This is a genomic window from Polynucleobacter sp. AP-Kolm-20A-A1, from assembly GCF_018688315.1.
Taxonomy (GTDB): Bacteria; Pseudomonadota; Gammaproteobacteria; order Burkholderiales; family Burkholderiaceae; genus Polynucleobacter.
In genome coordinates, this window is sequence record NZ_CP061315.1 from 1,124,686 (window position 1) to 1,137,653 (window position 12,968).

At 46.9% G+C, this 12,968-nt stretch carries 12 protein-coding genes; 3 read left to right on the top strand and 9 right to left on the bottom strand.

From position 1 onward, the window contains the following. Window positions 1-648 (top strand): response regulator transcription factor, encoded by a 648-nt coding sequence (locus tag C2745_RS05600; RefSeq protein WP_215383399.1) that lies wholly within the window; start codon window positions 1-3, stop codon window positions 646-648. A 27-nt stretch (window positions 649-675) separates the two neighbouring features. Here C2745_RS05600 and C2745_RS05605 read toward each other — a convergent pair whose 3' ends face one another. The 3 genes from C2745_RS05605 to C2745_RS05615 all read right to left on the bottom strand — a co-directional run bounded on the left by C2745_RS05605 (window position 676) and on the right by C2745_RS05615 (window position 3,077). Further along, window positions 676-2,454, bottom strand: a complete 1,779-nt coding sequence (locus C2745_RS05605; RefSeq protein WP_215383400.1) for a ShlB/FhaC/HecB family hemolysin secretion/activation protein — start codon at window positions 2,452-2,454, stop codon at window positions 676-678. Window positions 2,455-2,545: 91 nt separating this feature from the next. Further along, on the bottom strand, window positions 2,546-2,827 hold the full coding sequence (locus C2745_RS05610; RefSeq protein ID WP_215383401.1) for a type II toxin-antitoxin system YafQ family toxin: 282 nt from the start codon (window positions 2,825-2,827) through the stop codon (window positions 2,546-2,548). Then, complete coding sequence (locus C2745_RS05615) at window positions 2,814-3,077, bottom strand: type II toxin-antitoxin system RelB/DinJ family antitoxin (protein ID WP_215383402.1); 264 nt, start codon at window positions 3,075-3,077, stop codon at window positions 2,814-2,816. The genes C2745_RS05610 and C2745_RS05615 overlap by 14 nt, the downstream gene beginning before the upstream one ends. 126 nt (window positions 3,078-3,203) lie before the next feature. Here C2745_RS05615 and nadA point away from each other — a divergent pair, with 126 nt between their 5' ends. Further along, on the top strand, window positions 3,204-4,319 hold the full coding sequence (gene nadA, locus C2745_RS05620) for a quinolinate synthase NadA (RefSeq protein ID WP_215383403.1): 1,116 nt from the start codon (window positions 3,204-3,206) through the stop codon (window positions 4,317-4,319). 31 nt (window positions 4,320-4,350) lie between these two features. Further along, window positions 4,351-5,205, top strand: coding sequence for a carboxylating nicotinate-nucleotide diphosphorylase (gene nadC / locus C2745_RS05625; RefSeq protein ID WP_215383404.1), 855 nt, complete (start codon window positions 4,351-4,353; stop codon window positions 5,203-5,205). 6 nt (window positions 5,206-5,211) lie between these two features. Here the strand turns inward: nadC and C2745_RS09675 are convergent, their stop codons facing one another. The 6 genes from C2745_RS09675 to C2745_RS05655 all read right to left on the bottom strand — a co-directional run bounded on the left by C2745_RS09675 (window position 5,212) and on the right by C2745_RS05655 (window position 12,961). Next, window positions 5,212-5,364, bottom strand: coding sequence for a DNA-binding transcriptional regulator (locus C2745_RS09675; protein WP_251368298.1), 153 nt, complete (start codon window positions 5,362-5,364; stop codon window positions 5,212-5,214). A 297-nt stretch (window positions 5,365-5,661) separates the two neighbouring features. Next, window positions 5,662-7,317, bottom strand: a complete 1,656-nt coding sequence (gene nadB, locus C2745_RS05635; protein WP_215383405.1) for an L-aspartate oxidase — start codon at window positions 7,315-7,317, stop codon at window positions 5,662-5,664. A 120-nt stretch (window positions 7,318-7,437) separates the two neighbouring features. After that, window positions 7,438-7,737, bottom strand: coding sequence for a hypothetical protein (locus tag C2745_RS05640; protein WP_215383406.1), 300 nt, complete (start codon window positions 7,735-7,737; stop codon window positions 7,438-7,440). 111 nt (window positions 7,738-7,848) lie between these two features. Next, window positions 7,849-10,740, bottom strand: a complete 2,892-nt coding sequence (gene fdhF, locus C2745_RS05645; RefSeq protein ID WP_215383407.1) for a formate dehydrogenase subunit alpha — start codon at window positions 10,738-10,740, stop codon at window positions 7,849-7,851. A 35-nt stretch (window positions 10,741-10,775) separates the two neighbouring features. After that, window positions 10,776-12,578 carry an NAD(P)H-dependent oxidoreductase subunit E gene (locus tag C2745_RS05650; RefSeq protein WP_215383408.1) on the bottom strand — a complete coding sequence of 601 codons (1,803 nt, stop codon included), beginning with the start codon at window positions 12,576-12,578 and terminating at the stop codon, window positions 10,776-10,778. A gap of 158 nt (window positions 12,579-12,736) precedes the next feature. After that, on the bottom strand, window positions 12,737-12,961 hold the full coding sequence (locus C2745_RS05655; protein ID WP_215383409.1) for a hypothetical protein: 225 nt from the start codon (window positions 12,959-12,961) through the stop codon (window positions 12,737-12,739). Window positions 12,962-12,968 lie beyond the last annotated feature (7 nt).

Genomic DNA, 12,968 nt, shown 5'->3' on the forward strand with positions numbered 1-12,968 from the left:
ATGAAAAATTCTAGAGTCATTATTGTTGAAGACGAATTGGCAGTCCGCCAAGGTTTAACGGATTGGCTATCCCAGGAACACGAAGTCTCAGGCTTTGAATCGGCAGAAGCTTTTTTAGAGGCCTTAAATGACTTTGAATTTGAGGATGGTCTGCCGACCTGCATTCTGTTGGATTTCCAGATGCCGGGCATGACTGGGGTTGAACTTCAATCTAACCTCAAAATAATGAATGTGCAGTGCCCCATCATCTTTATGAGTGGCAATGCCCAGCAAAGCGATGTGATTGATGCTTGGCGTGGCGGCGCTATTGATTTTCTATTAAAGCCGTTTACAGGCGCACAGGTTGATCAGTTATTAGAAAAGCTATTTGCCAAAGCCGAACAGATTGCTAGCGCTCAAGAGCCTGTCGTTCAAGAAAAATCATTGATGCAGATTCCGATTAGCCAACGCGAAGCAGAAGTTCTTGCCTTGCTTGGCAAAGGACATCGTCAAGCAGAAGTATCAGAAATGCTAGGCATTACCTTGCGCACTGTGAAGATGCATCGCGCTAGCCTGAAGAACAAATTGGGGCTCAATACGATCGTAGAGTTAACGCGCTACTACGACGAACACATGCCTTCTATTCAATTTATTGCCAAAGGCAACTAAGCCTTTGGTCTTTTGATATCACTTGTTTTAGAAGTTGTAGCTGCCAGTGATCCAGCCTCTTGGCTGAGTCGTAGTACCGTCGGTATTCACAGGCTGGCCATAGGAGTTATAGAGCGGGTTTTGACCAACTTTCCAGGCAACCATAGCACCGAGGTTCCAACCTTCGTAATCCCACTTCACACCCAAGCCTGCACCCATAAGTGAATAGGTATTGTTAGCATTAGTAAGACCCTGCCAGCCTGGGTACATAAATTTGTACTGCTGCACTACACCGGCATCAAAAAAGGCGGATACGTTTACTTTAGGCTGTAATTCGTGGCGCACTTCCATAGTAAAGAGGCCGCCTTGGGAACCGCCAGATTGAGCTACTGGGTAGGCACGCACACCATATGGGCCACCAAGGTAAAACTGCTCAGCGGAGTTCAAGTTGGTTGAAGCAAATTGGCCTGATAGTGCTGTGTATAGGGTTGTTGAGCCATCCTCAACCAACTGTTGATTGCGGTTACCTGAAAAGGTTAACTTACTAAAGTTCGATGGCGTAATCAACTGATATACCAGGGGGTTAGAGCCCGGCACGGGATACTGGCTATAGTTAGCAATACTAGTACCCAAGATATCTAAATGGCCCAATATTGCGGTCACAGATCCACTGTTCACCGCGCCGTAACCAAAGCCATCAACAAAGTTTCCAGACATACCCGCTGAAATGTTATTGATGTTGTAAGCGCTAATCGTTGTATTAGAAATAGTATTTCTATTGTTGTAGCTCTTTACGTCGTAGTTAACAGAGCCGTTTAAGTTAGCGCCCTGACTACGAATCAAGGGATACGCGGCACTGACGCCAGTTGTCCATGCATCACCAGCGCCACCAGTAGAAGCGTAGTTGCTAACGTTCTTATATTGCAAATAGGTGCCAGCCAAACCCAGTCTGAGGCCGTTCTCAGAGCCTGGCACCGAGATTGCGCCTTGCACGTACTGTGAACCTTCAGAAAAGATGCCATTGACTGAAGCGGAGTCACCGATTCCTAAAGGGCCATTTAAGTTCAGGGCAAACACACCTTGGTTAGCACCAGTAGTGCGGCTTCCGTAGTTGTTTGCCTCTACTCTGCCCTGCACTAAGTTTGGTTGTGTTAACTGAACGCGTACATTCGTTTCGCCATCTTTATCGCCTGGTTCTAGCTGACTAGAAACCATAACACCTGGAGTTTCATTCAGAATCACAATAGCGCGCTCAAGATTATCCATATTGAGTGGATCGCCCTGAGGGTTGGCGTAAGTAATGTACTCGGCAGCGCGCTCTTTGCTAAAGCGTGTTGGTCCTTGCGGATTTTCAACAACAACTTTTCCTAGCTTGGCTTCGGTAACTAAAATCTTCACAACGCCATCGGCGATTTTTTGCGGAGGCAAAATAGCTTGAACTGTATAGCCCTTGCTGCGATATAAATTCTGAATCGCATCACACGCTCTTTGTAAATCATCAAAACTAACAGGCACTCCAACCCATGAGCGAATGGCTAACTGCACTTCTGCCTCTGGAAGAATCTTGACGCCTTCAATGGCAAATGACTTCACCGTGAAGCGCAACTCACCTTCTTTGGGTTGGGCAGGCTGAATGGGGGCTGCCTTGCCGGGTTCTGGTAACGCTAGTGGTGAAGGCAAAGGAAGCTGTTGCTCCAAGCCTTGCTGCAAGGCACCAGCATCAACCTGGGCATAAACATTTGCAGAGGAAATTAAGCTGATTGCAGCCAGCGCAATCAACGATCTTTTGTTGCGTACGAAATAGGTATTGGAGATCAAAGTAGTCATTCTTATTAAAAGCAAATCAAGCTAAGGTCTTGATAACGCGAAGATTTTAGCATTTTATGAGGGATTTTCCCATTGGCTGTGAGGGTTACAGCTACAAGCCTAGCTGGCTATGAGAGCCCAATCTAACCAAGCGTAACAAGTCCAAATTGGGTTTTTGATAAATCAATATGAGATCTGGCTTGATATGGCAATCCCGAAAATCGCTCCATTGGCCGGTAAGCGCATGATCAAAATACCTGGCAGGCAATGCCTCATCAATTACCAGGAATTCCACGGCCTCTACCAAAATAGTTGATATGGCAGCTTGATACCTTCCTTTTGCTTCTCTTTTGTAATCCCTTTTGAATTGAGTTGTACGCTCAATCCTCCGCATTCAGATCCTTCATTAAGTCCTTGGCAGAACCAAATGACATCAACTGCCTCTCACGCGCTTCACGCATGGCTGCAATGGTTTTTGCGTTAGGCATTAACGGCTCAAATGGCAATGACTTTTCTGTTGCCACTCGTATGAGCATCATTCTCAATGCATCTGAAACAGTTAAGCCCATGGCCTCGAGAACAAGACTCGCCTCTTTCTTAATGCCCTCTTCAATTCGTGCTCTTACAACTGCGTTTGCCGTCATGCTTGTCCTCCTAAATTACTGATTAATTAACTATTTACTCTTGTCATCTATTCTGTAGCTACATTGTAGCTACAGAATAGATGACAATCAAGCGACCAGATATCGCTTTGGACGCTAAAATTGCGCATGACTTCACCGATCTCCTTTGATTACCCGCAGCAAAATGCTGCTGGTGCTACCTGCACCGCTCAGGCTTGGGCCAAAACCCCTCCCCAGCTTCATGGTACTGAAAAGGCTGCCGTCATTTCCCGCATTAAACAGCTTTTGGTGGAAAAAGATGCGGCTTTGGTTGCCCACTATTACGTGGATGGTGATATTCAAGATTTAGCGCTAGAGACTGGTGGCTATGTTGCCGACTCATTAGAAATGGCGCGCTTTGGCAAAAATCATCCTGCCAAGAATTTAATTGTTGCTGGTGTTCGCTTCATGGGTGAATCTGCCAAGATCCTTAGCCCTGAGAAGCGCGTCTTCATGCCAGACTTAGATGCCACTTGTTCTTTAGATTTAGGCTGCGACGCTGCTGACTTTGCTAAATTTCGTGCGGCACATCCTGATCGTGTTGTTGTCGTCTATGCCAACACTAGCGCCGCAGTCAAAGCACAAGCGGACTGGATGGTCACGAGCTCTTGCGCTTTAGCAATCGTTCATCAACTTAAAGTTGAGGGCAAAAAAATATTGTGGGCACCGGATCGCCACCTAGGCAGATACATTCAGGAGCAAACTGGCGCAGATATGTTGCTATGGAATGGTGCTTGCATCGTTCATGATGAATTTAAAGCTGTCGAACTCGAAATGCTCAAGGCAGCACACCCTAATGCCATGATTTTGGTTCACCCAGAATCTCCGCAAGCCGTAGTAGATCTCGCTGATGTGGTCGGCTCTACTTCAGCCATGATTAAAGCGGTAGTCGAAGGCAGTGCCACCGAATATATTGTGGCTACTGATAACGGCATCTTGCATCGCATGCGCCAATTAGCACCCAATAAGAAATTGATTGAAGCCCCTACCGCGGGAAATAGCGCAACCTGTAAAAGCTGTGCGCACTGCCCTTGGATGGCCATGAATGGTTTGCAAGGAATCTTGGATTGTTTAGAAAATGCGTCTGGCGAAATCTTGATTGACGAGCCGATTCGCGTGGAAGCCTTGGGCTGCATTGAGCGCATGCTCGACTTCACTAAAAACCATCCCGATCTTTTGGCTAAAGCCCAGCATGGCTTTGTGAAAAATATTGGCGCCGCTTAGTTTTTTAATTCTTTTTTTGTGACTGATCTTCATGTTTGAATACAACGAATCACTAGAGCAAGCTCGCCAACGCAATATTCATGACGCTCTCATGGAAGATATTGGTACTGGTGACTGGACTGCAAAGCTCGTGCCTAGCAAATCTGTGAAAGCGCAACTTATCGTTCGCCAAGAAGCAGTTTTGTGTGGTGTGGATTGGTTTGAGGGTACGCTGAAAAAATTAGACCCCAATGCAAAAGTGAGCTGGAACTACATTGAAGGCGACCTCATGAAGCCTGATACCAAGGTTTGCGATATTGAAGCAGACTCTCAAGCCCTACTCTCTGCAGAGCGTACTTGCATTAACTTTTTGCAAACACTCTCATGGACAGCCAGCATTACCCGTCAGCATGTGGATGCCATTGCCGGTGCCAGCCCCAATCCCAAGGGTTGCGCTGTTTTAGATACCCGCAAGACTATTCCTGGATTACGTCAAGCCCAGAAATACGCAGTGCGTGTTGGCAGCGGTCAAAACCAACGCCTGGCTTTGTGGCACGGCATCTTAATTAAAGAAAATCACATTGCTGCAGCAGGCAGCGTCACAGCAGCACTCAAGAATGCACAAGCACTCAATGCTGGGGTAGATATTCAGATTGAAGTAGAAAACTTTGCTGAACTAGAAGAAGCCTTGGCTGCTGGCGCTAAAAGCATCTTGATCGATAACTTCAATACCGATCAAATGAAGCAAGCGGTTGCTCTAACCGGCGGACGTGCATTACTAGAAGCTTCCGGAGGCATCAACTTGGATCAAATGCGCGCTATTGCTGCTACCGGCGTTGATCGCATATCACTGGGTAAGTTAACGAAGGATGTGAATGCGGTTGATTTTTCAATGCGCATTCTGTAGTAGCCTCTAAACCAACAATACTTGAACACCCTTTGTTTCAATTAGCTGCAGTAGCTTAGCAGCCGCTCCACTTGGATGTTTGCCGGATCCCGTCGACTCCCATTTTTGAACTGTTGAGACGCTAACGTTAAGTAATGAGGCAAAAATAGATTGACTCATTCTTGCTTGATTTATCCGTATCGAGGTTACTTTTTTGGGTGTAAATAAAGGCGGCTTTCCCAAACAAAGCGCCTTCATTTTTGCAAAATCATGCTTAGTCAATAACCCATGCTCGTCTAAGTCCCGAGCTATTTCCAATAGCTCATCGAGCACTCTTTTATCTTCAGATTTTATTTTTTACTCATGGCAAATTAGCTCCTTCAGCACTCCTGCATCAACCAATTCTCTCAATCTTTTTTTATCTACTTTCTCGAGCGACCTAGCAACAATGGTTGCCGCATCTTGCTCGATATCACTCTAGGTTTCTGAGAGGTTTTCAACACCCTCTGATTGAGGGGTCAAAATAGTTGGGTAAGAAACGGCCCAAGTTCCAGGGTAATCGCGGCTGTAATGCAGGCCCCGGCTCTCTCTTCGCATGAGTGCGGAGCGTACGATTAATTCGGCACATTCAAGCAGATTACGTAGCTCGATTAGATCTCGGGTGACCTTAAAGTTAGCGTAATACTCTTGCACTTCATATCTAAGCAACTTGATTCTGTGTAGTGCGCGTTCTAAGCGGCGATTGGTTCTCACAATGCCTACATAGTTCCACATCAACGAGCGTAATTCATCCCAGTTATGCGCAATCACCACCTGCTCATCCGCATCTTCAACCTGACTCTCATCCCACAAAGGCAGATTTGGCATTACTGGAGTTTTTAATGATGAGATATCCTCTGCCGCGGCTTTACCAATCACGACACACTCTAGAAGCGAGTTGCTTGCCAATCGGTTAGCACCATGCAGGCCGGTATAAGTTGCTTCGCCTACTGCGTATAAACCTGGTAAATCGGTTCTACCCTTTAGATCAGTTACGACGCCGCCACAAGTGTAGTGAGCAGCTGGCACGACCGGAATAGGTTCTTTAGTAATATCCAAGCCCAGACTTAAGCAGCGCGCATAGATCATCGGGAAATGTTCTTTGATAAATGCTTCGCCTAAATGGGTTGCATCTAGATGTACGTAATCTAGGCCATGCTTCTTCATTTCAAAGTCGATGGCACGGGCAACGATATCGCGTGGCGCTAGCTCGTTACGATCATCGTGGTCAGGCATAAAGCGTGTGCCATTAGGTAGCTTTAATAAGCCACCCTCACCTCGCATTGCCTCAGTAATCAGAAAAGTACGATCACTGGGGTGGTACAGGCAAGTTGGATGAAACTGAATAAATTCCATATTGCCTACACGACAGCCTGCGCGCCACGCCATGGCAATGCCGTCGCCTGTAGCGGTATCAGGGTTACTTGTGTAGCGATAAACCTTACCAACGCCGCCAGTAGCCAATACTACGGACTTCGCCTGAATAGTTTCGACACGGTTGTTTTTGATGTCTAAGGCATACACACCATAACAACGATTTGGTTTAGTGCGCTGTGTTTTGGCATCTAACTGACGATTCGTAATGAGATCCAGAGCAATCCAGTGCTCCAGAATCTGAATATTTTTATGCGCTCTTGCTTTATCTAGCAAGACTTCATGAATGGCTTTACCGGTTGCATCAGCAGCATGCGCAATACGACGATGACTATGTCCACCTTCGCGGGTTAAATGCAAACCCATCGGCCCAGACTTATCTTCAGTAAAAGGTACACCCTGCTCTACTAGCCAACGAATAGCATCAGCACTTTCTTCAGCGATGTAACGCGCGGTTGATTCCACGACGAGGCCTGCACCGGCATCTAAAGTATCAGCAACGTGTGAATCAATGCTGTCATGCTCTTTATCGACTACGCCAACGATGCCGCCTTGAGCCCATGCGGTGGCTGCTTCACCTAAGCCGCGTTTAGCCATCAAGATCACTGGCTGGGTATCAGCCATATGCAGAGCTACGGTTAAGCCAGCAAGGCCCGCCCCAATAATAAGGACTGGTAGCTCAGCTTGAGCTTGGGATGGAGATGGTTTGGAACTGGCCATAGAGGGTTCATTCTAAAGGGCAAAGGGGAAACTTGTTCTGATGTGACCTTAAATCAACTTATATCGATCCAATAACCTGCGAGTATCTAAGCAAAACCAAGAAAATAACCATGTAAGACCCTACCAAACCTCTTTGCCAACAGGTTTTGCCTCAAGCCATTCATCATCTTTATTTAAACACTTCATTTCGGAATTCCAATTTGCAAGCAATCCATCTAGCTGAAATTGTGCTGCCTTAGGCTCTAACAGGGAGGCTAATGAGTCAGCAATGAAGGATGCGGGTAAATCGGGATTATCAATCGCTGCTCGGCCCACTTTTATCCAAAATTCAACTTGAGCTTGAATAGTACGGCGCTCAAACCTTGCCTCTCTCTTTGCCGCCTCATATAAATCATAATTAATTTTGACTAATCTGCTCATCAGATACCCCCATAAAGATGTTTTACTACAAAACTGGGCATCTTGAAAACAAGGTCTTTTAACAAAAAAGCTCCCATTTGGGAGCCTTCTTGTTGTTGAGTAAAGCTGGGTTTAAACAATAGCCGCCTTATTCATCTTGGGATCATTGGTGCCGTAACCCATGTACTTGGATGCCTGGCCACCCTTTGCTAGCTTGACCGCGCAGTACTTAAATTCAGGGATCTTGCCAAATGGATCTAAGGCTGGATTCGTGATTAAGTTAGCTGCAGCCTCGAAGTATGCAAACGGAATAAAGACCACTCCTCTTGGCGTGCCGTCATCCCTTCTCACGTGGATACCAACTTCGCCGCGACGAGATTGCACGGTAATGACATCACCAGCAGAAACACCTAACTGGGTCATATCTTCACCATTCATAGAGACAGTTGCCATTGGCTCAATCGCATCAAGCACAGTCGCCCGGCGCGTCATACTGCCGGTATGCCAATGCTCTAGCTGACGACCTGTGATCAACACAAATGGGTACTCAGTATCGGGACGCTCATTTGCCGGAATGATGTCAGCAGGAACGAGTTTCACCTTTCCATCAGCAGTTGCAAATTTGTCATCAAATACGATCGGACGACCTGGATCATCGAGTGACAGACATGGATAGGTCACGCTAGATTCTTTTTCTAAGCGCTCCCAAGTAATGCCATTGATAGCAGCATGCATGGCTTGACGCATTTCGTCATATACCTGCGCCACCCCAGCATCAGGGCCTTGGTAATTCCAATTCAGGCCCATACGCTTGGCGATCTCCTGAATGATCCAAAGATCCGGCTTCGCATCGCCTGGGGGATTAATTGCCTTCTTACCCATTTGGACCATGCGGTCTGTATTGCTTGCCGTACCAACCTTCTCAGGCCATGCGCTTGCTGGTAATACAACGTCAGCGAGCAATGCGGTTTCAGTCATAAAGATATCTTGCACAACCAAGTGCTCTAAAGATGCAAGCGCATGACGTGCATGATTCAAATCGGGGTCACTCATCGCAGGATTTTCACCCTCGACATACATGCCGCGAATCTTATCGGGATCACTATCGGGCGCAGTGATCTTATGCATGATCTCAACCACGGTATAGCCAGGTTTTTTGTCTAACGGTGTATCCCAGAACTTTTCAAACCAAGCATGCGCTTCTGGATTATCAACACGCTGGTAGTTCGGGAACATCATCGGGATCAAACCGGCATCACTAGCGCCCTGCACGTTGTTTTGACCACGCAATGGATGCAAGCCTGATCCAGGCTTACCGATTTGGCCTGTAATACTGACCAAGGCAATTAAGCAACGCGCATTGTCAGTACCATGTACGTGTTGGCTGACACCCATGCCCCACAAAATCATCGCTGACTTGGTGGTTGCAAACTCTCTAGCCACTTCACGCAAGGTCTCTGACGGAATACCGCAGATTGGTGCCATTGCTTCAGGGCTATAGCCTTTGATATTTTCTTTTAAAGCTTCAAAATTGCTCGCACGATTTTGAATGAAGTCTTTATCAGCCAAACCTTCTTCAATGATCGTGTAGATCATGGCGTTCAGCATTGCCACATCAGTGTCTGGCTTGAACTGCATCGTGCGCCAAGCATGCTTACTAATGTCTGTTTTACGAGGATCGCAAAGTACGATCTTGGCTCCCCGTTTAGCGGCATTCTTAAACCAGGTGGCTGCCACTGGGTGGTTAGCCGTTGGATTAGAACCAATCAACATAATTAAGCTCGAATGCTCAACGTCATTCACTTGATTACTTACTGCACCAGAGCCTACGCCCTCCAAAAGCGCTGCTACTGAGGATGCATGACAAAGACGGGTGCAATGGTCTACGTTATTGCTACCAAATCCAGTACGAACCAGTTTCTGGAACAAATACGCTTCTTCGTTACTGCCTTTTGCAGAACCAAAACCTGCCAACACTTTGAGACCATGTTGATCTTTGAGTTTCTTGAGGCCGCCACCTGCAAAATCAAGCGCCTCTTCCCAAGTTGCTTCACGGAAGATCTCTGACCAGTCCTGATCTTTTTCCAATAAAGACTCGTCTTTAGGTACACCTGGTTTGCGAATGAGTGGTTTCGTTAAGCGCTGTGGGTTATGGATGTAATCCATACCAAAGCGACCCTTTACACAAAGACGATTGTGGTTGGCTGGGCCATCACGACCTTCAACGCTAACAATTTTTTCATCTTTGACGTTATAGGTGATCTGACAACCTACGCCACAGAATGGACAAACTGAATCAACCTTGCGATCAACTGTTTGTGAACCAATCAATCCCTTAGGCATCAATGCGCCGGTTGGGCATGCTTGCACACATTCGCCACAAGCTACGCAAGTACTGTCACCCATTGGGTCATTCAGGTCAAAAACGATTTCGCTGTGGGCGCCGCGCATTGCGTAGCCGATCACATCATTGACCTGCTCTTCACGGCAAGCGCGTACACAACGATTACATTGAATACAGGCATCCAGATTAACTGCCATCGCTGGATGGGAGATATCGCTCGCAACTTTTTCACGGCGCAAGGCCTTGAGTTCTGGACGAACACTAACGTCCATACGCGCTGCCCAAGTGCTCAGCTCGCCATGTTGATTTTTTTGCTCTTCTTCTTTGCTATCGCCAACCCATTTAAAGCCTTGGTCTGGCATATCGGACAGCAACATCTCGAGCACAAGCTTTTGACTCTTTAATGCACGTTCGCTATTGGCCTTCACATCCATGCCTGGAGTAGCGCTTCTGCAGCAACTCGGAGCTAATGTACGCTCGCCATTAATTTCAACTACGCATGCACGGCAATTGCCATCTGGGCGATAGCCGTCTTTAAAGCAGAGATGCGGAATATCAATACCGTGACGTTTAGCAGCCTTCAGAATTGTTTCTCCTTCATAGGAAACAATCGTCTTGCCGTCTAGCTTGAACTCTACGGTTTGGAGTTCAAGTTCTTTTGGATTAGTTGGTGCGTTCATATTTGTCTCGTTCTTCCCTATTTTTTATAAGTGGCCTACTTCACTTCTTCTGGGAAATATTTATGAATACAACGAATTGGGTTTGGTGCTGCTTGACCAAGGCCACAGATAGAAGCATCCACCATCACGGTAGCTAAATCTTCCAAGGTCTCTTGATCCCAAGATTTGGCTTGCATTAATTGCGCGGCTTTACCGGTGCCAACACGACATGGTGTGCACTGACCGCAACTCTCATGCTCAAAGAAGTGCATGACGTTTAATGCCATGTCGCGCGCTTTATCTTTGTCACTAAACACCATCACGGCAGCAGATCCAATAAAACAACCATAGGGCTGCAAGGTATCGAAGTCGAGAGGAATGTCATTCATAGTGGCTGGCAAGATGCCGCCTGATGCGCCGCCAGGTAGATAGCCGTAGAACTTGTGACCATCTTGCATACCACCACAATACTCATCAATTAATTCTTGAATGGTGATGCCAGCTGGAGCCAATTTCACGCCAGGCTGTTTCACACGTCCGCTGACGCTAAAGCTACGCAGCCCTTTACGATCATGGCGACCAAATGAACTAAACCACTCTGGTCCACGCTGCACAATATCGCGCACCCAATAGAGAGTCTCAAAGTTGTGCTCTAAAGTTGGACGACCAAATAAACCTACCTGAGCAATGTATGGAGGGCGCATACGTGGCTCACCACGTTTACCTTCAATACTTTCAATCATGGCAGATTCTTCACCGCAGATATAGGCGCCAGCACCACGACGCAGTTCAATGTTCGGAATCGCAAACGGAGGGTTGGCCTTAAGTTTGGCAAGTTCTTTTTCTAGCAACTCACGGCAACCGTGATACTCATCACGCAAGTAGATGTAGCAAGCATCAATGCCCACTACATTGGCTGCAATTAACAAACCTTCTAAGAAGCGATGTGGATCGCGCTCAAGATAAGTACGGTCTTTAAATGTGCCTGGCTCACCTTCGTCAATATTGACGGCCATGAGCTTAGGAGCCGCTTGATCTTTCACAATGCGCCATTTACGACCTGCCGGAAATCCTGCGCCACCTAAACCACGCAAGCCAGAATTTTCCATGGCTTTGATAATGCTCTCAGCATCTTTCTTACCTTCATGAATTTCTTTTGCCAAGGCATAACCACCCTGTGCACGATAGGATTCATAACCAACATAGTCAGGAGAAAGCGCTTGATTCTCGCCTTGTGGTGAAACACCCTTCTCTGCCAATGTTGCTGGTTCAAAGTTGGCATTGTCTTTTGCCATAGGTTGAGTGGTCAGCTTGTTCTTAACGGCTGCTTGCACCTTATCAGCGGTGGCAAAGAGCACTGGGTACTGATGTACCACGGCCACCGGTGCTTGTTCACAACGGCCTACGCATGGGGCAGCAATCACTTTGACATTTGGGTTGCCTAAGATGGCTGGTAATTTCGCGAGTAAGTTTTGTGCACCGGCTAATTCACATGCGATGCCATCACATACACGCACAGTGATATCGGCTACTGGATCATTACCGCGTACCACTTCAAAGTGGTGATAGAAAGTAGCAACTTCATACACTTCTGCCATTGGCAGATTCATTTCTTTTGCCAATGCAACCAAATGACGATCATGCAATGCACGATATTCATCATTGAGCTTATGTAAATTTTCAATTAACAAATCACGACGATGCGGTGCATCACCAATTAATTGACGCACCTCTGCAAGAGAAGCGTCATCTGCTTGACGACCTTTTAACTTGCTCTTGCGTCGAATGGTTTCCCTCAAATCATCTGCTGTGGCAACAGCCACTGCCTTGATTTCTCCAGAAGGCTTTGGGTGATTCATAGTCTTTAGTCTCTAATTGTTCTTTTTCTAATACTTTTTCAAGGCGAGTCAACGACTTACCTCATCGCCAACAGGCAATTTCAACACTGATTTTGGTGTATTTCCCCCCTCAAGTCCTTGACGGCGCTCAAGGGAATAAAACCAGGGTTTACCCTAGTTTAGAGGAGTGATGGGGACGGCTTGTCGCCAGGAGGCAAGGAGTAATCGAGCTTACGTTCGTAAAGGCGCGCCTTGTAGCAGTCGTTGTAGCCAGGACTGCCGATTTGCCATCCGATTGAGGTGCAATCATCTTGCGCTGCAGACTCAATAGAGCCACAGCCAGACAGGGTTAGCGTAGCAAGAGCCATGGCAGCGAAGAGGAGGCGTAATTTTGTTGAATTCATAGGCTCA

Coding starts and splice junctions, on each gene's coding strand:
- C2745_RS05600 (WP_215383399.1), top strand. CDS start 1: ATGAAAAATTCTAGAGTCATTATTGTTGAAGACGAATTGGCAGTCCGC.
- C2745_RS05605 (WP_215383400.1), bottom strand. CDS start 2,454: ATGACTACTTTGATCTCCAATACCTATTTCGTACGCAACAAAAGATCG.
- C2745_RS05610 (WP_215383401.1), bottom strand. CDS start 2,827: ATGCGGAGGATTGAGCGTACAACTCAATTCAAAAGGGATTACAAAAGA.
- C2745_RS05615 (WP_215383402.1), bottom strand. CDS start 3,077: ATGACGGCAAACGCAGTTGTAAGAGCACGAATTGAAGAGGGCATTAAG.
- nadA (WP_215383403.1), top strand. CDS start 3,204: ATGACTTCACCGATCTCCTTTGATTACCCGCAGCAAAATGCTGCTGGT.
- nadC (WP_215383404.1), top strand. CDS start 4,351: ATGTTTGAATACAACGAATCACTAGAGCAAGCTCGCCAACGCAATATT.
- C2745_RS09675 (WP_251368298.1), bottom strand. CDS start 5,364: ATGAGTCAATCTATTTTTGCCTCATTACTTAACGTTAGCGTCTCAACA.
- nadB (WP_215383405.1), bottom strand. CDS start 7,317: ATGGCCAGTTCCAAACCATCTCCATCCCAAGCTCAAGCTGAGCTACCA.
- C2745_RS05640 (WP_215383406.1), bottom strand. CDS start 7,737: ATGAGCAGATTAGTCAAAATTAATTATGATTTATATGAGGCGGCAAAG.
- fdhF (WP_215383407.1), bottom strand. CDS start 10,740: ATGAACGCACCAACTAATCCAAAAGAACTTGAACTCCAAACCGTAGAG.
- C2745_RS05650 (WP_215383408.1), bottom strand. CDS start 12,578: ATGAATCACCCAAAGCCTTCTGGAGAAATCAAGGCAGTGGCTGTTGCC.
- C2745_RS05655 (WP_215383409.1), bottom strand. CDS start 12,961: ATGAATTCAACAAAATTACGCCTCCTCTTCGCTGCCATGGCTCTTGCT.